Here is a 24,097-nt window from a genome sequence, read left to right as displayed (position 1 = left end):
ACGCCCCGATCCTTGATCAGCTTGACCGCCTCAAGCTTGTACTCTCGCGTAAACTTCCGTCTCTCCATGAAACACCTCCAGCTCCATAAAACACCTAACTTGGTGTCTTCGGAACCGGGTGCAGCTCACGCTGCTTGAGGTACTGTGCAGCAAATATCACTGCCGCTGAAAGAAAATAGGCCCAAACCTCAAGCTGCTAGGCAAGCGATTTCCGGCGGCTGTTGCGCCACTCCTCGCCCATCCTTCTCCGAATAATCTCGTCGGCCGCGTCCATGATTCCACCCGCCCCAAACAAAGGCCATGGCTTTAACAGTGATTAAGCGTTTGTCGAGAAAGGACCTCGGTCTTTCGTCACGGCGCTTCATTGATCGCCGATGACCGTTTGTCAGTTTCGGTATCAGTGATCTGCGCTCACGCAATAGTCCGCCCAAGCCCCCATTAGAGAACGTCGTTTAGCTATCGCGGTACTGCGCCTGTACGCTGCTTCCGTTTCGTTCTTGAGCCCATGGGCAAGCGCGGCCTCGACGACATCCCGTTGGATCTCGGTGCAGTCCCCAACCCAATCCCTAAACGTTGAGCGGAAGCCGTGGGTGGTCGCGTGTTCGACCGAATTACGGTCAACGGCTTGGCTGAACGCCGCATCGCTGAGCGGCTTCCCGCGCTTTTGTCCGGGGAAGATTAGGCCGCTGTCGCCAAATCGCCGCTTGGCTTCCTGAAGCTCCGCGACGGCAGCGCCTGAGAGCGGGACAGTGTGCTGTTTTTCAGCCTTCATGCGCTCTTTCGGAATGACCCATAGGGCCCCCTTCAGATCGACTTCGTCCCAACGGGCAAAGGCAGCCTCGTTGTATCTTGCCGCTGTGAAGATCAGGAAGCGCAGCGCTAGCGCCGCGTTTGACCTATCGGCCCGCAGCGTCCGCATGAAGAGCGGCATCTGGTCGTACGGCAGTGCGACATGATGCTTTACATTACCCTTGCGCTTCTGAACCGGGAGTAGATGCCTTACCACGCCCCACAATGCCGGGTTTGCCTCGCTGCGTTCCTTCTTGGCGATGGCGGCATTGATCACCATCTCGACGCGGCCCCGAACGCGAGCGGCTGTCTCACGCTTGACCATCCAAATCGGCTTGAGCATTTCGGCGACGTCGTCCGTGCTTAGATCGCGGACCAGCTTGCTGCCGATCAGCGGATAGGCGTAGGTCACGAGCGAGTTGCGCCACTGCTGACGGTGCTTCGCGTTTTTCCAACTTGCCTCATGGGTCGCGATGTAGCGTTCGGCGGCAATTTCGAATGTGGTGGCCCTGGCGTCGGTTGGCTCAGCCTCCGTCTTGCGGTCGCGCTCGACAATGGGGTCAAGGCCGGACTTGATGATCATCCGGGCCGCTGAGGCCATCTGACGGGCAGCGTCGAGACCGATTGCCCTCGCGGACCCCAGTCCCATGTAGCGCTCTTTACGAGACCCAGGAGCGACATAACGGTACAGCCATGAGGCGGTGCCGCCTTTCACGTCGAGCCGCAGCCCGCCGCCGTCTGGCAATTTCACCTCGGACCCGCCGTTTATAGCGGTCCGCACAGCGCTTTCGCTCAACCGGTGAATTGCTTTTGACATGTCGCCCCCACGTTAAGCGCAGGTGTCCTCCAAACCTACGGACCGTACCCACGCCGAATATCTATCTTCGGAGGACACAATTTGACAGGTTCCGGCGGTGTGCGATAGGCCCGCGCATTGAAAACAAAGAAGAATTACGGCCCTTAAGAAGACGCGAACTTCGTGGGATGATCGAAGGATATAGATTAGTGGCGGAAGGGGTGGGATTCGAACCCACGGTGGGCTTTCACCCACGGCGGTTTTCAAGACCGCTGCCTTAAACCACTCGGCCACCCTTCCGTGCAGGACTGCATGCGCTTAGCAAAGCGCACCGGCGAGGGAAAGAGGCGATTGCCGGGCCAAGCGGGGATTGACGGCCGCGCGCCGTGCTAAACGGGGCGTCAAGCGATTCTGAACGGAGACACCGCCATGGCCCACCCGACCCCGCGCGCCGACGCCCTGCGCCAGATGCGCGAAGCCAAATTCGAAGCCGAGCAAAAGCGCCTGAAGCAGGAAGCCCGTCCGGGCGCCGCGGAATCACCCGCGGCAAAGAAGAAGGAAGCCAGAAAGCCCGGCGAGGACGCGGCGCCGGCGGAAGTGACCGCCGCGGGATCGCCCGCCCCGGAGGCCGCAGAGCCGAAGGCCCCGGCCAGGCAGACGCCCGCCCCGAAAGCTCCGGCCAAAAAAGCGGCACCCAAGACGCCGGCGACCCGGACAACCGCGAGCAAAAAGCCCGCCGCCAAGGCGAGCCCGAGCAAGCCGGCCTGAGCCAGCCGCGATATTCCGTAGGCCCCCTTGCGGGCATCTGGCCGGCTTTGCGCGTCGGTTCGCGCAATCCGCCGCGGCTGTGGCCGCGAGGTGACAGCCATTTCGCCAAAATACCGTTACGAACACTTGGTTCGCCAGCGGATTGCGGCGATAATGGGCGTTGGTGATGAAGCGGTTTTTATGGGCCATTTGGATAGCCGTCGCGGGTGTGGCTCCGGCCCTTGCGGCTGATCTGCCGGCACATGGCTGGAGCAAGGCACCCGCCGCGGATACGGCGTATAATTGGGGCGGCTGGTATGTCGGCGGCAATGCCGGTGGCGCCTGGGGTCGCGCCGACACGTCCAGCGCCTTTGTCAACGGCACCGCGCCGATCGCCAACCAGCAGGCCGCCGCGGCCGCCGCGCCGCGGCTCGATGCCGGCGGCTTCAGCGGCGGCGGACAACTCGGCTACAACCACCAGATCGATCGCTGGCTGTTCGGCGTCGAGGTCGATGCCAACTATGTCGGCCTGAGCGCGCGCAACAGCGTCAGCGGCCCGCTCCCGGTCGGCAGCAGCCGCTTCACGACCACCAATTCGGTCACCACCGACTGGCTGGTCACCTTGCGGCCGCGGGTCGGCTACGTGGTCGACCGCACCCTGTTTTATGCCACTGGCGGGCTCGCGCTGACCGACGTCAAACTCAACTCGAGCTATGTCGACGGCACCGGCCAGAACGAGGCCGCGAGCCTGTCCAAAACCCGCGCGGGCTGGACTGCCGGGGCCGGCATCGAACACGCTTTCACCAGGGAATGGTCCGCCAAGGTCGAATATCTCTATTCGGATTTCGGCAAGCAATCCACGACCGGGCCGTTGTTCACGGGCCCCGGCCCGGCCACCGGCGTGATCGCCCACGACACCGACTTCAAAACCAACACGCTGCGCGGCGGGCTGAACTATCATTTCGGCGGACCGTCGGTGGGGCGCTATTGATCGCATAAAGTCCCGCGCGCGCGGGAGTTCGGTCCTCGACCGGCGCTATTCCGCCAGCTCGAGCACATCCGCCTGCTGCCGGTCGATGGTAATGATCCAGCGCAGTGGCCGGCAGGTAAGATCCGGTCGCACCGCCCGGATCAAACCGCTGACCGCGATGCCTGCTTCGCCATCCTTGAACTGCTCATTGACCGGCTGACGGAACAGGTGCGCCATCCGGCAGCGGCGCATCTGGGCGTAGTCGGTGGTTTCAAATTGCGCCACTTTCAGCTCCACATCTATTCGTCGGCCGCGGAAGTTCCGTTCCTCGCGGTTAACAAAGTATCAACCTGAATTGCGGCGGCATCTCGCTGGCCATGCGGCGCAAAATGCAAAATGCCCCGGCTTTTGACGATCGGATTCACCGTCGTTTCAGCAATGCGGCGGAGATTTGTCCGAAACCGATCGGAGCGCTGTCATGTTTATCGTCGCAAGCCTTCTGAGCATCGCCGCGGGATTGTTCTACGCCGCCAGTATCAACCACAGCGGATGGGCGATGCAGGTGTGTCGCTATGGCGACCTGTTCTGCCTCAATCCCTCCTGGCTGGTGATCGCCGCCGTGCTGTCGGTGATCTGGGCATGCTTGCTGCGCGTCGACCGGCTCTGACGCGGCGCCGACCGACGAAATTTGACTCTGGAAGAATACGAACCGGACCCAGCTACCATTATCAGCGTCATCACGGCTATTTGCTCGCCGGACGGCGTGCATGTCCGGATATTTCAATTCATTGATTGCGAGCGAGGCCCCCTCAACTGTAACTCGAGGTCCATTTATTGTTGTTACTTGAGAGATTCGGATGCGGGATGCACAGGCGATATCAGGCGCTCAACGTTCCCATTGAAATCGTCCGGACGATCGTCGCCATCTCCGAGACCGGCAGTCTGACCAAGGCGGCGGAGCGGCTGGGGATCAGCCAGCCGACGGTCAGTTCGCAAATCAAGCGTATCCAGGTCATGGTCGGCGGCGCGCTGTTCAGCATGACCGCGAGCGGTACCACCGCGACCCAGCTCGGCAAGCTGGTACTACAGCAGGCCCGCCGAATCCTGGAAGCCAATGATCAGATGTTGCGGATGAGCGGCGCGGCCGATTTGCCGCGGCCGATCCGGCTGGGACTGAGCACGCTGTTCGTGCGCGAGTTTCTCGAGCGGCATACGTCCGGGAAGCTCGCCAACGTGGTCATCCAAACCGATAATTCGGTTGGTATCACCAAGGGCCTGATCGATGGCTATATCGACATCGCCTACATTCTGGAAAATCCCGAATTGACCAGCGAGATTTCGCATCTCATCGTCAACGAGACCGATGAGGAATTCGTCTGGGTGCGTGCGCGGGATTTCGTGATGAGTCCGGGGGCCCCGATCCTGACCTGGCCGGGCGACGACCTGATGATCCGCACGCTGACGCGGCATGGCCTAGCCTACAAAATTGTCTTCAACAGCCCGGATTACCACGCCAAGCTGGCGGCGGTGGAGGCTGGCATCGGGATCACCGCGATCCCGCGCCGCATGATTCCGACGCCGCTGGTCTGGGCACAGGAATATTATCTGCCGGAGCTACCGCCGGTCAAGGCGTTGTTGTGTGTGAGGTCGAATCTGGACACGCATCTCAGCAGCGGCCTTCTGAGCGAGATTTCGTCGCACTTCTTCACATCCCCGAACACGCCATCCTAGCGGCGGGTGCCGCCGTCACCGTGGCACCAGAAAATGCGCATCCCACTCGCCGCGCGGCACTTCAGCGCCGAGTTGATGTACGAAGTTCTTGATCTCCAACCCGTTCGCGCTGGTCTCGCAGCTGTAGGAAACGCGGTACCACTTGCCATTGCTGCGTACCGCGCCGCCGGGCGCGCTGATGTGGCTGCCGCGCAGCACCGGCTCGGCAAAGGCGTAGGCGACGAATTCGTCCGGCTTGAAGCCTTTGTGCTGGCGGCCGACATCGCCCATGGCGCGGGCATCGCAACGTTGCTCGATCCGGGTCTCGGGCGACAATTTCAACATCTGCTCGCCGCGGGAAGACGCCGCGAGCGAAGCCGACGGTGGCACCAGAAACAGTAGCGCCGCCGCTATAAAACCGCACCTTATCATAAAGCTGGCCCGACTTCCTCGTGTCACTGGTCAACGCGCATTCGGGCGCAGGCTAACATATTGCCCGATGGAGAAAACCCACCTGGCCGCGAGCTGGTTCACGAAACCGTGGTGATCAGCCGATCCGGTCGAAACTTAGCAACTGGTAGAATTCGGACGGCGAAAACTGTCGGCCACCAAGGCCAGAGATACTGACGCGCCAACCAGCATCATTAAGCACCCTGGCCTGCGCCACCGCGACATCCGGGATGATGCGATGCGTCACCCGGCTTTCATCGTTGCGCGTGGCGTGGATGGTAAAAATACCGCCGCGAATCCGCGCAACCGGTTCGAGCGGAATTTCCACATCTTCATTCGAGATCATCGCCGCCAACGGAGTTCTCCATCGTTCGCCGTATGCCCGAATAGATGATGCTGCGACACGGTTAACCAATCCCTAACCGCCGCGCCCTGGTTAATACGGCGACGCGCCGGTTTATTTGAACAGACCTGTCACCCTGTCGAGCAGCGACTTGTTGTCGCGGTCATCGTCCGGCGTGGATGTCGCGGGCTGCGTCGCACTCAACGGATCGGAGGCGGGAAACGAGTCTTGCAGACCGGTTGTCAGTTCCTCGTGGGTCTTGCGATCGGCTTTCGCCGCTTCCTTGGCGCCAACCGCATATTTGTCATGCGGCGCGGGATCGAACTTGTCGGACATGATGGCCTCCTTGTCGAAGGAGAACGCCAACATGACCGACAGGTTCCATGTTGTTAATCGAGGCCGCGCTCGCGGCTCAGCCGCACCATCTCCTCGATGAACAGCGCCTTCTGCTTCGCATCGAGACTGGCAAACAGCGGCTCGGCGGCGTCGGCGACATTGCGCTGATCGACCGCGCGATCGTTGAGAAACTGGGCCTCGTTGCGCATCTGCTCGATGATGTCGTCCGGTGGATCACGCTGGGCGCGGGCCACGCGCAGCTTCAGGCGGTCGGCGCCATTATTGCCGAGATAGTGCATGGCGTTGTTGAAGCCGGACCAGTGCTTCTCCTGCTCCGGTGTGAGGTTCAGCGACGCCTTGATGCGGGCGATGTTGGCGTCGCTGTTGGCGACGACCTGCTCGGCCGTGAGTTCCGGCTCGGCCGCGGCCGTCTTGGCCCTGGCCTTGCTGCGTCTGGTTTCCCTCGTCTCCCTGGCGCCGGACCGCGCCGGACCGCGCGCATTGTTGTTGGCGGGGACACCGAGCACGCCGCCGACCGCGCCGACCACGCCGCCGATCGCACCACCCAGCACACCGCCGATCGGGCCCGCGGCGCGGTTGCCCTGGCGGGCACCCTGCTGCACGCCCTGCACCAGCCCCTGAGCCTCGACAGCCGCGCTGCCGCCGAGCAGCGCGACGGCGCCCAAAGCAAGGGCCAGACGCAGCGGTGTACTCGATCGCATCGGCAGAATCGTTCGGATCATCCATTAATCTCCATCAGGCCAGCGCAGCTTCGCACTGCAACAGGCAAATCACGGCCATTGGCCAACACTATCTTTGTAAAAGCGACCAAGTCCATGGCATCCCGCCGACGCGGCGTCGGAACGACGGTGGACCTCATCGATCGCATCCTGCTAAATGCGACAGGCACGGCATAGATCCGTGCGAATGAAAAAACAAAATGCTGCAAGGGGTGGAAATGTCGACCAACAAGAAGAAACTTCTGATTACCGAATCGATGTCACAGCAAGGCTGGGCGCTGTTCCGCGAGCGCGGCGATATTGAAACGGTACAATTCTCAAACCTGATTTCGGCCGCGGATTTTTCCGCGCTGCTGGAGCAGCAGGCCCCGGTCCATGGCATCGCGCTCGGTGCCACGCAGTTCGGTGAGCCGGAACTGGAAGCCTCGCGTGACATGAAGGTCGTGGCGCGGATCGGCGTCGGTTACGACTCCGTCGATGTCGCGGCGCTCAGCAAGCGCCAGGTGCCGCTGATGATCGCCGGCACGGCGAACTCGCCCTCGGTGGCCGAGCAGGCGCTGTTCATGATGCTAACGCTGGCCAAGCGCGCGGTCGAACTGCACGCGCTGGTCAAGGACGGCAAGTGGAGTTCCCGGCTCGGCATGCTGCCGTTCGACCTGTTCGGCAAGACCGTGCTGATCGCAGGCTTCGGCCGCATCGGCAGCCGCACCGCGAAGCGCTGCCTGGCAATGGAAATGACCGTGCTGGTGTACGATCCCTACGTCGCTTCTGACGTGATCACGGCGGCCGGCTGCGAAGCCGTCACCGATCTCGATGCCGCATTGCCGCGCGCCGATTTCGTCAGCATCCACTGCCCGAAGACGAAAGAGACCACCGGCCTGTTCGATGCCGCGCGGATCGCGCGGATGAAGCCCTCCGCCTATCTGATCAACACCGCGCGCGGTGGCATCGTGGTGGAAGCCGCCTTGTACGACGCGCTGGTCGCGAAGAAGCTCGCCGGCGCCGGGCTCGACGTGTTCGAGGTGGAACCGCCGCCGCACGATCACAAGCTGTTCGATCTGCCCAACGTCATCATCGCGCCGCATGTCGCCGGCGTGACGCGGGAGGCGCTCGACCGCATGGGGCTACAGACCGCGCTCAACATGCTGAGCGTCCTCGATGGCGAGCCGATCCGGCAGAATGCCGTCAATGCCGAGGTGCTCGGCTAGCCTTGCCGACGACCGGCGCGGCCCGTCGCGCCGGTCACTCCCTTCCCGCATTTTCGAGTACGCATGATGTCTTTCAAGGAATATGGCGACTACGACGCGCTCGGCCTCGCTGCTCTGGTGCGCAGCAAACAGGTGAGCGCGCGCGAATTGCTCGACGAGGCGGTCGAGCGCTGCGAGCGGGTCAATCCGGAAATCAACGCCGTCGTGGTGCGTCACGAAGATTATGCGCAGCGCCAGATCGATGCCGGCCTGCCCGATGCGCCATTCGTCGGCGTGCCGTTCCTGCTCAAGGACCTCGAACTACTCGACGGCACCCGCACCACCTTCGGCGCCAGCCTCTACAGAGACTATGTCGCCGACCATACCGGCACCCTCGCCCAGCGCTATCTCGACGCGGGCCTGACCATGTTCGGCAAGAGCGCCAGCCCGGAATTCGGATTGATGCCGACCACGGAAGGCCGGCTGCACGGCCCGACCCGCAACCCGTGGAATCCCGATCATTCCTCGGGCGGCTCGTCGGGCGGCGCGGCGGCGGCGGTCGCGGCGCGCATCCTGCCGGTGGCGCATGCCAGCGATGGCGGCGGCTCGATCCGCATCCCGGCCTCGGCCTGCGGCGTGTTCGGCCTGAAGCCGACCCGCGCGCGCAATCCGTCCGGCCCGGACAAGGGCGAGGGCTGGGGCGGCTTTTCCTGCGGCCATGTGGTCAGCCTCAGCGTGCGCGACAGCGCCGCGATGCTCGACGCCACCCATGGCGCCGAACCGACCAGCCCCTATTGCGCGCCCTCGCCGGCGCGGCCGTTTCTCGACGAGGTCAGCCGCGATCCCGGCCGGCTGCGGATTTCCTTCACCGACCAGTCGCCTTATGGCGACGCCATCGATCCGGAGATCGCGGCCGCGGTGCGCGATGTCGCGAAAATGCTGGAAGGCCTCGGTCACCATGTCGAAGAACGCGCGCCGGTGCTGGCCGCCGATCCCGCTATGGTGATCGCGGCGGTTGTCGCCGCCAATACCGCGGCGACGGTGCGCGGCGCCGAGCAGACATTCGGTCGCGCGATGACCGCCGACGATTTCGAGAAACTGACACTGGGCAGCGCGCACAATGCGCGCAAGGCCAGCGCGATGGACTATGTGCTGGCGCTGCAGAACGCGTTCCAGATCTCACGCGGCCTGACCGACTTCTTCACCGGCTGCGATGTTTTCCTGTCGCCGACCTTGTGCCTGCCGCCGCTGCCGATCGGCGCGATTGACACCATGTCGGATACGCTCGGCCAGATCCCGCCGCTGCTGCGCCGCTACATGCCGGGCACCAGCATGGCCAACATGTCCGGCCAGCCGTCGATGTCGGTGCCGCTGGCCTGGAATAGTGCCGGCCTGCCGCTCGGGATGATGTTCACCGGCCGCTTCGGCGACGAGGCGACCTTGTTCCGGCTCGCCTCCCAGTTGGAAAACCACCGACCCTGGAAGCAGCGGCGGCCGCCAATCTGTGCCTGACGCAGTCATAAATAGTATAAATGGGAACTACGCGCCGACTCAAACGTCATCAGAGTTAGCGCGTTTAGTCGAGGGACGAAGATGACTCCGAGCGATCCGACCGAGCATGCGCTCGCTGCCATCGCCAGCATTCTCGACCATTCCAGGGAGCACCCGGAAACCCGTTCCAACAATGAAAGGGAGTCGGGCTTCCATTTTCAGTTGGCACCCGTCATGGAAGAGCCGGTTGCCGGCGCTGAGCCAGATCCCGAACCATTGGTCGAACTCAAGGCTGAGCCCGAGGTTGAGCACAGGCCTCAGTCGGCGGCGGAACCAGATCCTGAGTCGGCTGCGGCGCCTGAACCCGTTGAAGTTGCCACTTACTCAAAATCCGGTCCCGGACCGTTCGATGCCCTGCGGTTTCGCTGGAGCGCCCGGCTCGGCGATGATGGCGGTTACTATGTCGACGAAACGATCGGTCCGCATTCGCGGCCACTGTCCTCCGGCCCGATGTCGGCCGATCAGGTCACCGGTTTCATCGACGAACGCGAACGCTCGGCGCGCGAGCGGTTCGACGCGCTGAAACGCGAGATGAGCGCCGGTAGCCACAGCGCTGTCGATCCAGGTCGGTATGGAGGCGAGACTTGAAGCGACCGCGAGACGTGATTGGTGCTCGCTGAATCGTGTCCCGGACGCGATGCATCACACCCCCCCCTTGGGCGTTGTGCTTCGCAGAGCCGGGACCATACCAGACGCCGGCGTTCGCGACGGTCCCGGCCCTGCCAAGCAGCACTTTGTGCGGCATAGCGTCCGGGACAAGTGACCGGGTTCAATCCGTAACGATCACGATCTGGCGGCAGGCGCTTGCGGTGCGATATTGAATCACGCGGACATCACGGTAGACTGGTTGCCAAACCTCACGGCGCAAGGGCTGCCGCGAAACACAACTCCGGGGGAATCGTGATGGTCCGCATTCTGGCGGTTACGCTGGCGCTGTGCTGCATGCTGATTGCGCCGTCGCGCGGTGAGGTGCCCGCCGCTTCCCGGCTTGACGAAATCATCTCCCGCGGCACGTTGCGGGTCGGCCTGACCGGCGATTATGCGCCATTCAGTTCGTTCGACGCGGCCACCTCGGGCTTCAGCGGCTTTGACGTCGAGATGGCGCAGTCGCTGGGCGAGGCGCTGGGTGTGAAGGTCGAGTTCGTCCGTACCAGCTGGCCGAAACTGGCGAGTGATTTCGCCGCCGACCAGTTCGACGTGGCGATGGGTGGCATCTCCATCACGCTGGACCGGCAGAAGAAGGGGTTGTTCTCGACGCCGATCATGCGCGAAGGCAAGACGCCGATCGCGCGCTGCGCCGACAAGGAGCGGTTCGGCACGCTGGCGGAGATCGACCAGCCCGGCGTCCGGGTGATCGTCAATCCCGGCGGCACCAATGAGCGCTTTGCCCGCGCCCGCATCAAGCAGGCCGAGATCAAGCTCTATCCCGACAATACCAAGATTTTCGACGAGATCGCCGAGGGCCGCGCCGACCTGATGATGACGGTCTCGTCGGAGACCCGCTATCAGCAAAAACGGCATCCGGGCGTGCTCTGCGCCGTGCATCCCGAGACGCCGTTCGACTTCGCCGAGAAGGCCTACTGGCTGCAGCGCGACATGGCGCTGAAGGCCTTTGTCGATCAGTGGCTGCACATCCTGCGGGAGAATGGCGGTTACGCGGCGATCAACCAGCGCTGGTTCAATTGATCCGACCTCGTCATTGTGGGCGCGAGGGCACCGCCCGAGCGAACCTCAGCCACTCCAGTTGGAGTGGCGGGGAATCCGGAGATGTTTTGAACATCATGGGATTCCGGGTTCGGTCGCAGCTCACGCTGCTCCCGCCCCGGAATGACATCCAGAATTATTCGCCGACTGCCCCCGCATAGTCTTCGTCGCTGACCTGCTCCAGCCAGGTCGCGTGGCTGCCGTCGAGCGCTTCCTGCATCGCGATATGGGTCATGGCATTGGTCGGCGACGCGCCGTGCCAGTGTTTTTCGCCGGGCGGAATCCACACCACATCGCCGGGACGGATCTCGATGATCGGCCCGCCCAGGCTCTGCACCCGACCGATACCTGTGACCACATACAGTGTTTGGCCGAGCGGGTGGGTGTGCCAGGCGGTGCGCGCGCCGGGCTCGAACGAGACCCGCGCCGACACCAGCCGCGCCGGCGCTTCCGCCGCGATGATCGGGTCCTGAAACACCGTCCCGGTAAAATACTCATGCGGCGCGCGCACGCTCGGACGCGAGCCTGCTTCCAGAATCTTCATGGCCGGTCTCCGTTGTGGCCCTCATGGTGAGGCGCGCGTCTCCGCGCATCCCACCATGAGGGAGAACACTCCCCGTCCTTCGAGACGTCGCGCCGGTGCGCGACTCCCCAGGACGAGGGTCTCGGTAGGCTGCTTTACTTCTTCGACGCGGCGTAACGCGCCTTGGTGTCGGCGTTCATCGGATAGAGGCCCGGCAGGGCCGCGCCATTATTGACCTCATCGACGATCCACGCCTCCATGCGCTCCTGCTCCGCACCCTCGGCGAGGATCAGATCGAGGAACGCCTTCGGGATCACCACCGCGCCATCCTGGTCGGCGACGATGATGTCATCCGGGAAGATCGCGACGCCGCCGCAGCCGATCGGCTCGCCCCAGCCGACGAAGGTGAGACCCGCCACCGACGGCGGCGCGGCGTAGCCCGCGCACCACACCGGCAGATCGGTGCCGAGCACGCCTTCGAGATCGCGCACCGCGCCATCGGTGATCAGCGCCGCGACGCCGCGCTTCTTCATGCGCGCGCACAGAATGTCGCCGAAAATGCCGGCGTCGGTAACGCCCATGGCGTCGACCACGGCGATGCAGCCTTCCGGCATCGCTTCGATCGCGGTGCGGGTCGAGATCGGCGACGACCACGATTCCGGGGTCGCGAGATCCTCGCGGGCGGGCACGAAGCGCAGCGTGAAGGCGGAGCCGACCAGACGCGGCTGGCCGGGACGCAACGGCTTCGAGCCGCGCAGCCAGACGTTTCGCAGCCCCTTCTTCAGTAGAACCGTGGTGATGGTCGCCGTGGAAACCTTGGACAGGATGGCGATCGCTTCGGGGGTCAGGGACATACGCGGGCTTTCTTGCTGGAATTTTAATCGGCGGCGCATCTTGCGGCGGAAAGCCTTGGCGTCAAGGCCCGCGATTTCGCGGCAGCCATGGCCGGCGAGGCTTCGGCGATCAGCCCGGCTTATCGCAGTGATGCGTATTAATTAATTTAACTGGCTCACTTATTTTCAGATTGCGAATTCCACTGCCGGGTAAAACAGGCTAGACGTGGACGATCCCAATCCGATGTTGTGAGGCCATGGTCGCAGCCCTTTCCCCGCCCCGCATCCTGCCATCCGGCGACGCCGCCATTACTGTGGAATTTGCCCGTACCATCGATGCGGCGGCGAACCGGCGCGTGCTGGCGCTCGACCGGCTGGTCGCCGGCGAAGCGCTGCCCGGCGTCACCGAAACGGTGCCGACCTATCGCTCGCTGCTGGTGCATTACGATCCTTTGCAGACCGGTTTCGACGCGCTCGGCGACCAACTCACCGAACTGGCGCTGCGGCCGCTTCCGGAGGCGACCGCGACGCGGCGCTGGCGAATTCCGGTGGCCTATGGCGGCGAGAACGGCATCGATCTCGAGGACGTCGCCAAGGCGCTCGACATCACCCCGGACGAGGTGGTGAAACGCCATGTCGGCGGCGACTACAAGGTGGCGATGATCGGCTTCACCCCGGGCTGGTCCTATCTCAGCGGCCTGCCCGCCTCGATGGAAATGTCGCGGCGGCAGAATCCGCGGCTGCTGACGCCGGCCGGCACCATCTCGATCGGCGGCATCCAGACCGGCGTGCAATGCCTCGCCGGGCCGAGCGGCTGGCATCTGCTCGGCCGCACCGCCGTGCGTACCTATCAACTCGGCCGCGACCCGATCTTCCTGCTGGAGCCGGGCGACGCCATCACCTTCGCCGCGGTCGACGACAAGACCTTTGCCGAGCAGGACCGTGCCGCCGAAGCCGGCGAAGTTGTCGCCGAGTTGATCTCATGAGCACGCTGGTCATCACCACCATCAGCCCGGGCACCTCGGTGCAGGACGGCGGCCGTTTCGGCCAGCAGCGCTACGGCCTGGTGCCATCGGGCGCGGTCGATCGCCTCGCGCTCGCCGCCGCCAATGCGCTGCTCGGCAATGCGCTGTTCGCCGCGACCATCGAACTCGGCCCGATGAATTCGGTACTGACGGCCCGGGGCGGCCCGGTGCGCGTGGCGCTCACCGGTGCGACGCGGCCGGCGGAAGTCCGCGGCCAACCGCTCGCGCTCAACAGCTCGGTGACGATCGCTGATGGCGAGAGCCTGACCCTCGGTGTCGCCCGCGGTGGCACTTTCGGCTACCTGGCCATCGAAGGCGGCGTGCAGGGCGAGCCGATGTTCGGCAGTCTCGCGGTCAACGCCCGCGCCGGGCTCGGCAGCCCCTACCCGCGCCCGCTGCGGGCCGGCGACGAATTGCAGGTCGCCACCGCGAGCGGCGGCAATGACAAGCGGATCGACCTGCCGGCGCCGCAGGATGGTCCGATCCGCGTCGTGATGGGCCCGCAGGACGACGAGTTCGGCGACGCCACCCTGCTATTCCTGTCCAGCGAGTGGAAGATCTCGGCGATGTCCGACCGCATGGGCTATCGCCTCGAAGGCCCGGTGATCAAGCATCTGCACGGCCACAACATCGTCTCCGACGGCACCGTTAATGGCTCGATCCAGATACCCGGCAACGGCGCGCCGATCGTGCTGATGCCCGACCGCGGCACCTCCGGCGGCTATCCGAAGATCGCCACCGTGATCTCCACCGATCTCGGCCGCTTCGGCCAGACCCAGCCCGGCCGCGGCTTCCGCTTCCAGGCCGTCACCATGGCCGAGGCACAGGCGGCCTACCGCGGCTTTGCCGGGCTGCTCAACAGCCTGCCCGGCCGCGTCCAGGATTCTAACCTTCTGACCATCGACGTGGCGGCGCTGCACTCCGCCAATGTCGCCGGCATCGCGGTCAGCGCGACGGACGCATCGAGCTGGCAGATTTCACAGCCGGCGCCTACTTGCGATTGATCTCCAACACCGACGGAAGAGCACGACCATGAACATCGACCTGAACTGCGATCTCGGCGAAAGCTTCGGCATGTGGGAGATGGGCAATGACGCCGCCATGATCGAGCTGGCGACCTCGGTCAACATCGCCTGCGGCTATCATGCCGGCGACGCCGACGTGATGCGCCAGACGGTGCAGCTCGCCAAGGCGCGCGATGTCGCGATCGGTGCGCATCCCGGCTACCGCGATCTGCACGGCTTCGGCCGCCGCCCGATCGTCGGCCTCACGGCGCTGGAGATCGAGAACCTGGTCGCCTACCAGATCGGCGCGCTGCAATCGATCGCCGCGATGGAGGGCTACAAGGTCACCCATGTGAAGGCGCATGGCGCGATTTCAAACGTCGCCTGCGAGGACGACATGACCGCGCGCGCCATCGCCGCCGGCATCAAGGGCGTCGATCGCAATCTGGTCTTCGTGGTGCTGTCGAATTCGAAACTGGTGACCGCCGGCGAGGCCGCGGGACTGCGGTTGGCGCATGAAGTATTCGCCGACCGCGCTTATGAGGACAATGGCAATCTGGTGTCACGGAAAAAGCCCGGCGCGGTGCTGCACGATCCGGTGATGGTCGCCGACCGCGTGGTGAAGATGGTGCAGGACGGTGCGGTGACCTCGATCACCGGCAAGATCATCAAGATGAAGATGGACACCGTCTGCATCCATGGCGACACGCCGGGCGCGGTCGATCTCGGCCGCCACGTCCGCGACGGATTGAAGGCGGCCGGGATTGAAGTGAAGCCATTCAAGACGGCTTAAGCCACGATGTCATTGCGGGGTGCGAGGGCACTGCCCGAGCGAACCCGGCATCTGGCGATGTTCAAAACACATCGAGGTTCCGGGTTCGCTCGCAGCTGACGCCGCGCGCGCCCCGGAACGACGAGCTTGCAGCCCACCTGTCGTTCCGCATCCGTCATGCGACCGGCCATCACCCATCGGTACGGCTGCTCGCCAGATGGCTGGTCAGTCTTCGCGTCACGTCGCGGCGCAGGATGTTGAACTCCGGCGACGCGACGTCGCGCGGCCGTGCCAGGTCGATATCGATCGCGCAATCGATCCGGCCCGGCCCCGCGGTCATCACGATCACCCGGTCGGCGAGCATCACCGCCTCCTCCACCGAATGGGTGACGAAGATCACCGTCAGCCCGGTCGAGCGCCAGATGTCGACCAGTTCTTCCTGCAGCTTGCCGCGCGTCAACGCATCCAGCGCGCCAAACGGTTCGTCCATCAGCAGCATGTCGGTGTCGTTGGTCAGCACCCGCGCAATCGCCACGCGCTGCTTCATGCCGCCCGACAATTGGTGCGGATAGCGGTCGGCAAAGGCGGACAGCCCGACCATCTTCATGAATTTCTCGGTCAGCTCCGCCACCATCTTCGAGGCGATGCCGCGATGTTTTGGCCCGAAGCCGATATTCTCGCGCACCGTCAGCCAGGGGAACAGCGCGTAATCCTGAAACACCATGCCGCGATCCGGCCCCGGCCGGTCGACCGGAAAGCCGTACATCGCGACCGTGCCTTTGGTCGCTTTCTCGAAGCCGGCTAGAATGCGCAGCAGCGTCGACTTTCCGCAGCCCGAGGCGCCGAGCAGGCAGATGAATTCGCCCTTGCGGATCGTCAGGTTGACGCCGCGCAGCGCCTCGACCGGGCCGTTGGAGGCCTGGTAGAATTTCTGCACGTCGGAAATTTCCAGGATCGGCGGCTGTTCAAGCATGATGCTGCGGGCTCCAGCGAAGGAAGTAGTTGCTGAGCGCCAGCAGGATGCGGTCCGAGAGAAAGCCGGTGATGCCGATGATGATCATGCCGGTGATCACCAGATCGGTACGCGACAGCGTGCGGCCATCCATGATCACCGCGCCCAGCCCTTCCGGCACGCCGGTCATCTCGCCGACCACGATCAGGATCCAGGCAAATGAGGCGCCGAGCCGCAGGCCATTGAAGATGCTCGGCAGCGCCGCCGGCAGCACCACGGCGCGAAACAGTTGCGGCCCGCTGCAACCGAGCATCTCGGCGGCCTCGAACAGCCGGACATCGACCGACTTCACGCCGAACACGGTGTTGAGCAGGATCGGATAGAACGCGCCGAGAAACACCAGGAACACCGCCGACCGCGGACCCAGGCCGAAGAAGATCATCGACAGCGGCAGCCACGCCGTCACCGGGATCGGCCGCAGCAATGACAGCGTCGGATCGAGCAGCGCGCGCAGCAGCGGAATCCGGCCGATCAGCAGGCCGAGCGGAATGCCCAGCACCGCCGCGCACAGGAAACCGCCATAGACCCGCTGCACGCTCTTCCAGAAATGGATCGGCAGGCTGGCGCTGTAGGCGTCGTCATAGATTCCGCCAAAGGCGAAATCCCACATCATGATCGCGACGCCGTAAGGCGACGGCACCAGCCGCGTCCCGGTCCAGCGCACCATCGCGTCCCAGAACAGCAGCAGGAGCACCGGCACGATCAGCGCCAGCGCGATGGCGCGACCGCGCTGCGCCAGCCGGCTCGGCGCCGCCGGCAATGCCGCGGCCAGGACGATGTCGGCGTCGGTGTCGGCGTCGAGCGATTCGTCGGCTGTACTTTGCAAGGTCACGTCGTGCTCACGAGGCAGCCAGCGCCTTGACGAAGCTGGCGTCGATGAAGGTCTTGTAGTCCGGCAATTGCCGGATCTGTTTCTTGGCCAGCATCTGGCTGCCGTAATAATTCGCCTGTTTCAGGAATTGCTCGTCGATATTCCAGGTCAGTTCGACATTCGGCGCCGCCTGCTCGATCGACGGCTTCTGCTGGCCAAGCTTCGCCATCGCCATCGCGACAAAGGCGTCGCGATCCTTCATCGCGAATTCGCTGGCCTGGCGATGGATCTTCAACAGCGTCTTGACCAATTCGGCATCCTTGTCGACATGCTCGCGGCTGGTAGTCAGCACCATGTTCAGCGAGCCGGTCGGCGTGCTGTAGGGATATTCGACGATTCTGCCGACGCCATTGGCGAGGCTGATGCCGGGGCCGGGCTCGGCGCCGACATAGGCGTCGACATCACCCCGCGCCAGCGCCGCCGCCATGTCGCTGAACGACAGCCGGATCGGCTCGATGTCCTTGATGGTCAGGCCTTCGGCCGCCATCCGGTCGAGGATCACCACCTCCTGGGTCGAGCCGGGCAGGATCGCGACCTTCTTGCCCTTCAGATCCTTGATACTGTTAATGCCGGAATCCTTGCCGGCGACCACCGCCATGCCGCGATTGCAGGCGGCGGCGATCACCACGACCGGCTCGCCATTGGCGCCGCCGAGCGTCGCCGCGGCGAGACCGAAAATGCCGAAATCGACGGTGCCGGTGGCGACCGCGTTCTTGCCGTCGGTCGGCGTCTCGAACGGGATCACCTCGATCCTGACGCCGGCCGGCGCGAATTTTTCGTAAAAATACGGCGTGATGCCATGAATCAGCTTCAGCGTGCCGATCTTGATGGTGCGGTCGGCCGCGAAGGCCCTGATGCTGCTGGACGACAGCGCGGCCGTGATAGCGGCGAGGCGGAGGAAGTGTCGTCGGCTGGTGGAGTGCATCGGATGACCTTTGGGCTGAACGAATGTCAGCGCAAAAGATGCAAATACCGTGCCTGAAAGTAGGATGGGTTGAGCCCATCGCGAAACCCTACGGATGCCGCTGATGGGTTTCGCAAGGGCTCAACCATCCTACAATTTCACCGTTAGAACGGATGCACCGACAACGTGCCGAACACGACGGCGGCGATCAACGCGAACGAGCCATACAGGGCGAACATCTGCAGCCGGGTCGACGACCGCCCGGACAGGGCGCGGGCGTGCAAGTGCAGGCGGGCTTCCGCAGACCATTCGCGCATCATCGTTCTCCAGCGGTTCATCGTGCCATAGCAAAGGCCAAATCCGCGGGAGCACAAGCGGGTGCGAAAAATAGCAATGACGATTCTGCGGAAGCGGCGATCGGCGAATTAAAAATCCCCGAAATGACTCTTTGTCAGATTTTTATTCGGCGGCATTTGAGGGATTGCCGGCATTTCTCAATACACGTCGAGCTGGAAGCGGCCCTTCTTCTTGAGCTCGCCGACGAACAGCACCGCCTCGTCGGTACTGCGCGCGCCATATTGCGCGACGATGTCGACCAGCGCGCGTTCGACGTCCTTGGCCATCCGCTTGGCGTCGCCGCAGATATAGACATGGGCGCCGTCGGCCAGCCAGGTCCAGACGTCGCGGCCGACCTCGCGCATGCGGTCCTGCACATAGAATTTTTCGCCAGAGTCGCGCGACCACGCCAGCGACAGCCGGGTCAGGAATCCCTCCGCCTTCATCTCGTTGAGTTCGTCGGCATAGAAGAAATCCGACACGCTGCGCTGGTGGCCGAAGAACAACCAGTTCTTGCCCGGCGCGCGCGTCGCCTTGCGGTCGTGCAAAAAGGCGCGGAACGGCGCGATGCCGGTGCCGGGCCCGACCATGATGATCGGGACGCTTGGATCTTCCGGCAGCGCAAAGCCGTGCGCCTTCTGCACATAGACCTTGAGCTGGTCGCCGGGCTGGATGCGGTCGGCGAGGAAGCTGGAGGCGAGGCCATGGCGCTTCCGCGAGCCTACCACGTAGCGCACGATGTCGACGGTCAGCGACAATTTGCCGGGCGTGGCATTGTGCGACGACGAGATCGAATACAACCGCGGCTGCAGCGGCTCCAGCGCCTCGACAAAGGCTTCGGGATGCGGCCGCACATGCGGAAATTTCTGCAGCGCCGCCATCACATCGATGGTCGCGGCATCGCCGTCGGGATCCTCGCCCTGCGCCAGCGCGCGCGCCTTGGCGCGGTGCGTGCCGCCGGTGAGATAGGACATCAGTTCGAACAGGCTGTCCGGTGCCGGCGCCAGCGAGACGTCATGCTGCAGCACCTCGCGCAGCGTCTTGCCGCGCACGATGGTGGTGTGCGAGGCGCCGAGCAAAGCGATGATCTGGTCGACATGGCCGAGATCGTTGGAGGCAAAGATACCGAAGCTGTCGCCGACCACATAATCCAGCCCGCAGCCGGACAGGTCGAAATCCATGTGCCAGGTCTCCTTCTCCGAGCCCTTGCCGTTCAGCAAACGGCGACCGAGAAAAATGGCCGGCGCCGGATTGTCGCGCGAACGGCCGAGCGTCGAGGGATCGGGCGCGGAAGCTTCGACGGGCTCGGCCGCCGATTTCGCCATCGGCGCGGCGCCCGCGGCCGGCGCCTTCTCCAGCTCTTCGTGCAGCGCCTTCAGCATCCGCGCGGTTTCCTTGCCGCCGGGAACGCAGAGGTTGAGGCGCGGCTCAGTGCGGCCGGCGAGCGCATCGGCGTAGTCGTTGCAATTATAGCCGCACTGGCCGCAATCCTGCTGCGCCATCGCCGCCATCATTTTTCGCCGCAGCGGCTTGCCCTCCGCGAGCTTCATGCGGTCCGCGATCGGCATGGTCTGGTCGTGCCACGGCGCGCCGTCGTCTTCCTCCATGACGGCAGCGCCCTGCTCCGCCGACAAGGCCGCGGGCGCGTCCGACAACAGCCCGGCGAAGAAGCCGTTCAGCCAGGAGCGCTGCGCTTCGGAAAACGGCGCCGAGGCGGGAATGATCTCGACTCTTGGTGGCGGCGTCATCTGGTTCATGCGGACACCTGTGCGTCGGCGAGGTTTCGCAAGGCTTCGCCATCATGGCGGCGCGCGAAGCTGAGGAAGGTTTCGTCCGGCGAGGCGCGGTTCGTCATATAGGCCTTCAGCAGTTTCTCGATGACGACCGGCGCATCCTCCGCCCTGATGTCGTGAAAGACCTCCTGCCCGATCTCGGCCGCAGGACCAAAACCGCCGCCGGTAAAGATGTGAAATCCGTCGACGGTGGCGTCGCCGTCTCCGACGCCGACGCGGGCGCCGATCATGCCGATGTCGCTGATGTAATGCTGCGCGCAGGAATGGTGACAGCCGGTGAGGTGGATGTTGATCGGGGTATCGACCGTCACGATGGGATCGCACCAATCGGCAATTCGCGCGGCGGTGGCCTTGGTATCGGCATTGCCGAATTTGCAGCCGGCGCGGCCGGTGCAGGCGATCAGGCCGGCGCGGATTTCCGTGGTCTTGATGGCGAGCCCGATGGCTTCGATGGCGGCAGTCGCCAGCGCGACCTTGTCGTCGGGCACGCCAGGAATCAGCAGGTTCTGCCACACCGTGAGACGGATCTCGCCATCGCCGAGGTCAGCCGCGATCTTCGACAGCCCGCGCATCTGCGCGCAGGTGACGAGGCCGAGCGGCAATGCCACGCCGATCCAGTTCAGGCCCTGCTGCTTCTGCGGATGCACGCCGATATGCGCGTTGCGGTCGAAGACCGGCCGCGGCTGCAACGCTTCTGTCGGAACGCGTGTGAATGTGTGACCGAGCTTGTCTTCGACGAGCAGCAGGAATTTCTCCATGCCGATGCCGTCGATGACGTATTTCAGCCGCGCCTTGAGCCGGTTGGTGCGGTCACCGAGATCGATGAAGATGCGGACGATGGCGTCCGACACTTTGGTGGCATCGGCCGGCCTGACGATGATGCCGGTATCGGTGGCAAAATCCTTGTGGCCGGTGATACCGCCGATGCCGAGTCTGAACCAGATGCCGGGCTCGACGCCAAAACCGTCCTTCACGTCTACGGCCGCGAAGGCGATGTCGTTGGTGTCTTCCAGCACCGCGATCTTGCCGGCGCCGTCAAAGGCGACATTGAATTTTCGCGGCAGCCCGGTCAGCGTGCGGTCGTTGAGGATGTGGTAGTGCCATTCGCGGGCGTAAGGCCGCGTATCCAATAATTCCTGCGGATCGATTCCGGCGGTCGGCGTGCCGGTCACGTTGCGAATATTGTCGGCGCCGGAACCGCGCGAGCACAGGCCGAGATCCTGGATGCCCTCGATCAGCGTCACCGCCTGTTTCGGCGGGATTTCCCGCACCTGCAGATTGGCGCGGGTGGTGACATTGGCGAACGGGCCGCAGATCGGTTCGATCAGATCGGCCAGCCCGGCGAATTGCCAGTGCTTCAGGATGCCATTGGGAATCCGCAACCGGCACATGTAGGAATCCTGCGTCGGCCCGACATAGAACAGCCCGTAATAGCGCCAGCGGAAATTGTCGGCCGGTGACGGCCGCGCGTCGATCAATGCCTGATCCTTGAGGCGCGAATAGGCGTCGAACGGATGCTCCTCGCGCTTCCATTTCTCCTGGTCGACGAGTTTCTTGCCGGCCGCGATGGTGCGATCCTGCGCCTTGAGGTGCGGCGCGTCTGGTCCGGCCGGCTCGGCCGCGGCCTTAGCCGCCCCCCCGCCGCCCAGACCTTTGCCGACACGGCTGATCTGCAGCCCGGTCGAAAAACCTTCCAGATAACGCTTCTGTTCGTCGGTGAAGTCGACGGAGAGGGGTTCGATTTTCATGGGGCTTGAAGGCTCCTGCGGCCACTCATGTGGCGTCAACGGGGGTACGGGACGTGACCGTGCAGCCTCAACTCGGCGCATCGCGCCGGCTTGAATTCTGTGAACGGTCCGATCAGCCTCGTTGCTGCGGAAATCCATCTGGGGACGTCGCCGGCGGGCATCAGCGAACGCCGGCAGACAACAAGCATTCAAGTCCTGTGCCAGACGGGATCAACGCCAAATCGACCAGCACCTCCGGAAGTTAGCGCCGATCCCAGGCAACCGGCGGAAGTTCGTTTGCCGGCATTTTGCACTGCACGCTCAATAAATGCGCAATGCTCACCGCTTCAGATGGGCGATCTCGAAGGACGCCAGATGCGCGGCGATATCGGCGGGATCGAAGGCCGGGCCGGCAAAGGCGCCGACCGCATCCGGCACGTCGGTATTGAGCTGACCGGGCACGCCCAAAGCGGCATCGTAGAGGTCCGGGCGGAACACCGCCTCCGCCGTCTTCAGCGCCTCCGGGCTGATCGAAGCCTGCCCCCAGCGCACCATCTGGGCGTAGAGCCAGGCCGCCTGGCGCGGGTCGGGGCGCCCGGCGCCCTGACGGCCGACCAGCAGATAGCGTCGGCTCTCGCGCATGGTGCCGTCCGGGGAGATTTTCAGCCTTCCGTCCATGGTGCGCAACAGCACGTCCGGCGAGACCCCGATCCGCTCCGGCTGCGCCAGCAGGGCAGCCACCTCGTCACGGTTGCCATCGTCCTCGATGAAGGCGGCGGCGGCGCAATGCGCCCGCGTCAGCGCCGCCAGCACCTGCGGATTTTTCTCCGACCAGTCCTGCCGGACAGCCAGCACCTTTTCGGCGGCGCGCTGCAGAATGTCGGAGACGAAATGCAGGATGTGGCCGATGCCGAGATCAACCGCGATCGAATTCCACGGCGCCCCGACGCAGAACGCGTCGACATGGCCGCTGCTGAGGCTGCCCACCATGTAGGGCGGCGGCAGCACCACGAGGCGGACGTCCTCGTCGGGATCGACCCCGCCGGCCGCCATCCAGAACCGCAGCTGGTAATTATGCGTGGAGAACGGAAACGTCATGCCGAAGGTCAGCGGCTCGGCCTCCGCCGTGCGGCGCGCCACCACGACCCGCGCCAGCGCCAGCGCCGTCACCATCGGATCGAACGGATCGCCATCGACCTGTGCCATCAGTTCGGCATGCAGCGCCGGCGACACCGTGATGGCGTTGCCATTGAGACCGAGGCTGAAAGGCGCCACGATTGGCACCTTGACGTGGCCAAGCCCGAGGCTGGAAGCGATCGCCACCGGCGCCAGCAGATGCGCGGCATCGAACAGGCCGATATTGAGCTTGTCGCGGACATTCGACCACGACACTTCGCGCACCAAGGTGACGTCGAGGCCCTCGGCTTTGGCAAAGCCCTTGTCGACGGCGACGATCAAAGCAGCGGCGTCGACCAGCGGAATGAATCCGATATGGAGCGGATGAGCGGTCATTTCAGCAACTCCGCAGCGGTGATGATCGACTGCGCGATATCGCCGATTTTCTTTTTCTCGCGCATCGCGGTGGAGCGCAGCAGCACATAGGCCTCGTCTTCGGTGAGACCCTTCAGTTTCATCACGATACCCTTGGCGCGATCGATGATCTTGCGCTGTTCCAGCGCCGATTTGGTGCGGTCGAGTTCGTCCTGCAGCTTCGAGAACGCGTTGAAGCGCGAGATGCACAGATCGAGGATCGGCTTGATGCGCTCTTTCTTCAGCCCGTCGACGATGTACGAGGATACCCCCGCGTCGACGGAGGCGCGCGCCGATTCCGAATCGCTCTGGTCGACGAACATCGCCACCGGCCGGCGCACCGCGCGGCTGACCTGGAACATCTGTTCGAGCACGTCGCGGCTGGGGTTCTCCAGATCGATCAGGATGACATCGGGATCCAGCGCATAGATCCGGGCCAAAAGG

At 64.1% G+C, this 24,097-nt stretch carries 27 protein-coding genes and 1 tRNA gene; 11 read left to right on the top strand and 17 right to left on the bottom strand.

Annotation, left to right across the window (positions count from 1 at the left end; genetic code table 11):
* Nucleotides 1-397 precede the first annotated feature (397 nt).
* Both Q0S16_RS08410 and Q0S16_RS08405 read right to left on the bottom strand, forming a co-directional pair.
* On the bottom strand, nt 398-1,606 hold the full coding sequence (locus Q0S16_RS08410) for an integrase arm-type DNA-binding domain-containing protein (protein WP_295846982.1): 1,209 nt from the start codon (nt 1,604-1,606) through the stop codon (nt 398-400).
* Between the two features lie 189 nt (nt 1,607-1,795).
* Nucleotides 1,796-1,885 (bottom strand) — tRNA-Ser (locus Q0S16_RS08405).
* A gap of 129 nt (nt 1,886-2,014) precedes the next feature.
* Here Q0S16_RS08405 and Q0S16_RS08400 point away from each other — a divergent pair.
* Together Q0S16_RS08400 and Q0S16_RS08395 are read left to right on the top strand one after the other, a co-directional pair.
* A complete protein-coding gene (locus Q0S16_RS08400; protein WP_295846980.1) occupies nt 2,015-2,353 on the top strand; it encodes a hypothetical protein in 339 nt (112 codons plus the stop codon).
* A gap of 208 nt (nt 2,354-2,561) precedes the next feature.
* Nucleotides 2,562-3,323: a porin family protein gene (locus tag Q0S16_RS08395; protein ID WP_295846979.1), complete on the top strand. Its 762-nt coding sequence runs from the start codon at nt 2,562-2,564 to the stop codon at nt 3,321-3,323.
* 45 nt (nt 3,324-3,368) lie between these two features.
* On the opposite strand, the gene Q0S16_RS08390 is transcribed toward Q0S16_RS08395, so the two are convergent.
* On the bottom strand, nt 3,369-3,599 hold the full coding sequence (locus tag Q0S16_RS08390; RefSeq protein WP_295846976.1) for a hypothetical protein: 231 nt from the start codon (nt 3,597-3,599) through the stop codon (nt 3,369-3,371).
* A gap of 181 nt (nt 3,600-3,780) precedes the next feature.
* On the opposite strand from Q0S16_RS08390, the gene Q0S16_RS08385 reads away from it, so the two are divergent.
* Nucleotides 3,781-3,969, top strand: a complete 189-nt coding sequence (locus tag Q0S16_RS08385) for a hypothetical protein (protein WP_295846974.1) — start codon at nt 3,781-3,783, stop codon at nt 3,967-3,969.
* Nucleotides 3,970-4,166: 197 nt separating this feature from the next.
* Nucleotides 4,167-5,033, top strand: a complete 867-nt coding sequence (locus Q0S16_RS08380; RefSeq protein WP_295846971.1) for a LysR family transcriptional regulator — start codon at nt 4,167-4,169, stop codon at nt 5,031-5,033.
* Nucleotides 5,034-5,048: 15 nt separating this feature from the next.
* Here Q0S16_RS08380 and Q0S16_RS08375 read toward each other — a convergent pair whose 3' ends face one another.
* From Q0S16_RS08375 to Q0S16_RS08360, 4 genes are all read right to left on the bottom strand, one after another.
* On the bottom strand, nt 5,049-5,357 hold the full coding sequence (locus Q0S16_RS08375) for a DUF930 domain-containing protein (RefSeq protein WP_295846969.1): 309 nt from the start codon (nt 5,355-5,357) through the stop codon (nt 5,049-5,051).
* A gap of 202 nt (nt 5,358-5,559) precedes the next feature.
* Nucleotides 5,560-5,817 carry a hypothetical protein gene (locus Q0S16_RS08370; RefSeq protein ID WP_295846967.1) on the bottom strand — a complete coding sequence of 86 codons (258 nt, stop codon included), beginning with the start codon at nt 5,815-5,817 and terminating at the stop codon, nt 5,560-5,562.
* 102 nt (nt 5,818-5,919) lie between these two features.
* Entirely contained in the window at nt 5,920-6,174 is a 255-nt protein-coding gene (locus Q0S16_RS08365; RefSeq protein ID WP_366517811.1) for a hypothetical protein, read from the bottom strand.
* A 20-nt stretch (nt 6,175-6,194) separates the two neighbouring features.
* Nucleotides 6,195-6,884 (bottom strand): Spy/CpxP family protein refolding chaperone, encoded by a 690-nt coding sequence (locus Q0S16_RS08360; RefSeq protein ID WP_295846965.1) that lies wholly within the window; start codon nt 6,882-6,884, stop codon nt 6,195-6,197.
* 215 nt (nt 6,885-7,099) lie between these two features.
* On the opposite strand from Q0S16_RS08360, the gene Q0S16_RS08355 reads away from it, so the two are divergent.
* The 4 genes from Q0S16_RS08355 (at nt 7,100) to Q0S16_RS08340 (ending at nt 11,305) form a co-directional block, all read left to right on the top strand.
* Nucleotides 7,100-8,089, top strand: a complete 990-nt coding sequence (locus tag Q0S16_RS08355; RefSeq protein WP_295846963.1) for a hydroxyacid dehydrogenase — start codon at nt 7,100-7,102, stop codon at nt 8,087-8,089.
* Nucleotides 8,090-8,155: 66 nt separating this feature from the next.
* Nucleotides 8,156-9,580, top strand: coding sequence for an amidase (locus Q0S16_RS08350; protein ID WP_295846987.1), 1,425 nt, complete (start codon nt 8,156-8,158; stop codon nt 9,578-9,580).
* Between the two features lie 81 nt (nt 9,581-9,661).
* Nucleotides 9,662-10,207 carry a hypothetical protein gene (locus Q0S16_RS08345; protein ID WP_295846961.1) on the top strand — a complete coding sequence of 182 codons (546 nt, stop codon included), beginning with the start codon at nt 9,662-9,664 and terminating at the stop codon, nt 10,205-10,207.
* A 354-nt stretch (nt 10,208-10,561) separates the two neighbouring features.
* Entirely contained in the window at nt 10,562-11,305 is a 744-nt protein-coding gene (locus tag Q0S16_RS08340) for a transporter substrate-binding domain-containing protein (protein WP_295846986.1), read from the top strand.
* A gap of 154 nt (nt 11,306-11,459) precedes the next feature.
* Here Q0S16_RS08340 and Q0S16_RS08335 read toward each other — a convergent pair whose 3' ends face one another.
* Together Q0S16_RS08335 and Q0S16_RS08330 are read right to left on the bottom strand one after the other, a co-directional pair.
* A complete protein-coding gene (locus Q0S16_RS08335) occupies nt 11,460-11,867 on the bottom strand; it encodes a cupin domain-containing protein (RefSeq protein WP_295846959.1) in 408 nt (135 codons plus the stop codon).
* Between the two features lie 134 nt (nt 11,868-12,001).
* On the bottom strand, nt 12,002-12,700 hold the full coding sequence (locus tag Q0S16_RS08330; protein ID WP_295846956.1) for a ribonuclease activity regulator RraA: 699 nt from the start codon (nt 12,698-12,700) through the stop codon (nt 12,002-12,004).
* A 236-nt stretch (nt 12,701-12,936) separates the two neighbouring features.
* On the opposite strand from Q0S16_RS08330, the gene pxpB reads away from it, so the two are divergent.
* The 3 genes from pxpB to Q0S16_RS08315 are packed head-to-tail and all read left to right on the top strand — an operon-like array spanning nt 12,937 to nt 15,501.
* Nucleotides 12,937-13,665, top strand: coding sequence for a 5-oxoprolinase subunit PxpB (gene pxpB / locus Q0S16_RS08325; RefSeq protein ID WP_295846955.1), 729 nt, complete (start codon nt 12,937-12,939; stop codon nt 13,663-13,665).
* The gene (locus Q0S16_RS08320) at nt 13,662-14,708 is read left to right on the top strand and encodes a biotin-dependent carboxyltransferase family protein (protein WP_295846953.1); all 1,047 of its coding nucleotides are present in this window, start codon (nt 13,662-13,664) and stop codon (nt 14,706-14,708) included. Before pxpB ends, Q0S16_RS08320 begins: the two co-directional genes overlap by 4 nt.
* A 28-nt stretch (nt 14,709-14,736) precedes the next feature.
* A complete protein-coding gene (locus tag Q0S16_RS08315) occupies nt 14,737-15,501 on the top strand; it encodes a 5-oxoprolinase subunit PxpA (RefSeq protein WP_295846951.1) in 765 nt (254 codons plus the stop codon).
* A gap of 169 nt (nt 15,502-15,670) precedes the next feature.
* Here the strand turns inward: Q0S16_RS08315 and Q0S16_RS08310 are convergent, their stop codons facing one another.
* The 8 genes from Q0S16_RS08310 to Q0S16_RS08275 form a co-directional block, all read right to left on the bottom strand.
* A complete protein-coding gene (locus tag Q0S16_RS08310) occupies nt 15,671-16,453 on the bottom strand; it encodes an ABC transporter ATP-binding protein (protein WP_295846949.1) in 783 nt (260 codons plus the stop codon).
* A complete protein-coding gene (locus Q0S16_RS08305) occupies nt 16,446-17,264 on the bottom strand; it encodes an ABC transporter permease (RefSeq protein ID WP_295846984.1) in 819 nt (272 codons plus the stop codon). Before Q0S16_RS08305 ends, Q0S16_RS08310 begins: the two co-directional genes overlap by 8 nt.
* Nucleotides 17,265-17,331: 67 nt before the next feature.
* Nucleotides 17,332-18,288, bottom strand: coding sequence for an NrtA/SsuA/CpmA family ABC transporter substrate-binding protein (locus Q0S16_RS08300; RefSeq protein ID WP_295846947.1), 957 nt, complete (start codon nt 18,286-18,288; stop codon nt 17,332-17,334).
* A 143-nt stretch (nt 18,289-18,431) separates the two neighbouring features.
* Nucleotides 18,432-18,584, bottom strand: a complete 153-nt coding sequence (locus Q0S16_RS08295; protein ID WP_295846944.1) for a hypothetical protein — start codon at nt 18,582-18,584, stop codon at nt 18,432-18,434.
* Nucleotides 18,585-18,761: 177 nt separating this feature from the next.
* Nucleotides 18,762-20,360, bottom strand: a complete 1,599-nt coding sequence (locus Q0S16_RS08290) for a sulfite reductase subunit alpha (protein WP_295846940.1) — start codon at nt 20,358-20,360, stop codon at nt 18,762-18,764.
* On the bottom strand, nt 20,357-22,144 hold the full coding sequence (locus Q0S16_RS08285; protein ID WP_295846937.1) for a NirA family protein: 1,788 nt from the start codon (nt 22,142-22,144) through the stop codon (nt 20,357-20,359). Before Q0S16_RS08285 ends, Q0S16_RS08290 begins: the two co-directional genes overlap by 4 nt.
* A 318-nt stretch (nt 22,145-22,462) precedes the next feature.
* Nucleotides 22,463-23,635, bottom strand: coding sequence for a CmpA/NrtA family ABC transporter substrate-binding protein (locus Q0S16_RS08280; RefSeq protein ID WP_295846933.1), 1,173 nt, complete (start codon nt 23,633-23,635; stop codon nt 22,463-22,465).
* A partial coding sequence (locus tag Q0S16_RS08275) for an ANTAR domain-containing protein (protein WP_295846924.1) occupies nt 23,632-24,097 on the bottom strand: 466 nt, incomplete at its 5' end. The genes Q0S16_RS08275 and Q0S16_RS08280, both read right to left, overlap by 4 nt.

Source organism: Tardiphaga sp. (assembly GCF_025356345.1).
In the GTDB taxonomy this organism is placed as follows: domain Bacteria; phylum Pseudomonadota; class Alphaproteobacteria; order Rhizobiales; family Xanthobacteraceae; genus Tardiphaga.
The sequence above is the reverse complement of the archived record's forward strand: the minus strand, read 5'-3'. Positions and strand labels throughout refer to the sequence as shown.

What these genes read in the sequence shown, in the direction of transcription:
- Q0S16_RS08400 (WP_295846980.1), top strand. Translation starts at nt 2,015, where the DNA reads ATGGCCCACCCGACCCCGCGCGCCGACGCCCTGCGCCAGATGCGCGAA.
- Q0S16_RS08290 (WP_295846940.1), bottom strand. Translation starts at nt 20,360, where the DNA reads ATGAACCAGATGACGCCGCCACCAAGAGTCGAGATCATTCCCGCCTCG.
- Q0S16_RS08345 (WP_295846961.1), top strand. Translation starts at nt 9,662, where the DNA reads ATGACTCCGAGCGATCCGACCGAGCATGCGCTCGCTGCCATCGCCAGC.
- Q0S16_RS08320 (WP_295846953.1), top strand. Translation starts at nt 13,662, where the DNA reads ATGAGCACGCTGGTCATCACCACCATCAGCCCGGGCACCTCGGTGCAG.
- Q0S16_RS08350 (WP_295846987.1), top strand. Translation starts at nt 8,156, where the DNA reads ATGTCTTTCAAGGAATATGGCGACTACGACGCGCTCGGCCTCGCTGCT.
- Q0S16_RS08315 (WP_295846951.1), top strand. Translation starts at nt 14,737, where the DNA reads ATGAACATCGACCTGAACTGCGATCTCGGCGAAAGCTTCGGCATGTGG.
- Q0S16_RS08340 (WP_295846986.1), top strand. Translation starts at nt 10,562, where the DNA reads ATGCTGATTGCGCCGTCGCGCGGTGAGGTGCCCGCCGCTTCCCGGCTT.
- Q0S16_RS08355 (WP_295846963.1), top strand. Translation starts at nt 7,100, where the DNA reads ATGTCGACCAACAAGAAGAAACTTCTGATTACCGAATCGATGTCACAG.
- Q0S16_RS08330 (WP_295846956.1), bottom strand. Translation starts at nt 12,700, where the DNA reads ATGTCCCTGACCCCCGAAGCGATCGCCATCCTGTCCAAGGTTTCCACG.
- Q0S16_RS08335 (WP_295846959.1), bottom strand. Translation starts at nt 11,867, where the DNA reads ATGAAGATTCTGGAAGCAGGCTCGCGTCCGAGCGTGCGCGCGCCGCAT.
- Q0S16_RS08375 (WP_295846969.1), bottom strand. Translation starts at nt 5,357, where the DNA reads ATGTTGAAATTGTCGCCCGAGACCCGGATCGAGCAACGTTGCGATGCC.
- Q0S16_RS08380 (WP_295846971.1), top strand. Translation starts at nt 4,167, where the DNA reads ATGCACAGGCGATATCAGGCGCTCAACGTTCCCATTGAAATCGTCCGG.
- Q0S16_RS08295 (WP_295846944.1), bottom strand. Translation starts at nt 18,584, where the DNA reads ATGCGCGAATGGTCTGCGGAAGCCCGCCTGCACTTGCACGCCCGCGCC.
- Q0S16_RS08300 (WP_295846947.1), bottom strand. Translation starts at nt 18,288, where the DNA reads ATGCACTCCACCAGCCGACGACACTTCCTCCGCCTCGCCGCTATCACG.
- Q0S16_RS08410 (WP_295846982.1), bottom strand. Translation starts at nt 1,606, where the DNA reads ATGTCAAAAGCAATTCACCGGTTGAGCGAAAGCGCTGTGCGGACCGCT.
- Q0S16_RS08385 (WP_295846974.1), top strand. Translation starts at nt 3,781, where the DNA reads ATGTTTATCGTCGCAAGCCTTCTGAGCATCGCCGCGGGATTGTTCTAC.
- Q0S16_RS08280 (WP_295846933.1), bottom strand. Translation starts at nt 23,635, where the DNA reads ATGACCGCTCATCCGCTCCATATCGGATTCATTCCGCTGGTCGACGCC.
- Q0S16_RS08360 (WP_295846965.1), bottom strand. Translation starts at nt 6,884, where the DNA reads ATGATCCGAACGATTCTGCCGATGCGATCGAGTACACCGCTGCGTCTG.
- pxpB (WP_295846955.1), top strand. Translation starts at nt 12,937, where the DNA reads ATGGTCGCAGCCCTTTCCCCGCCCCGCATCCTGCCATCCGGCGACGCC.
- Q0S16_RS08285 (WP_295846937.1), bottom strand. Translation starts at nt 22,144, where the DNA reads ATGAAAATCGAACCCCTCTCCGTCGACTTCACCGACGAACAGAAGCGT.
- Q0S16_RS08310 (WP_295846949.1), bottom strand. Translation starts at nt 16,453, where the DNA reads ATGCTTGAACAGCCGCCGATCCTGGAAATTTCCGACGTGCAGAAATTC.
- Q0S16_RS08365 (WP_366517811.1), bottom strand. Translation starts at nt 6,174, where the DNA reads ATGTTGGCGTTCTCCTTCGACAAGGAGGCCATCATGTCCGACAAGTTC.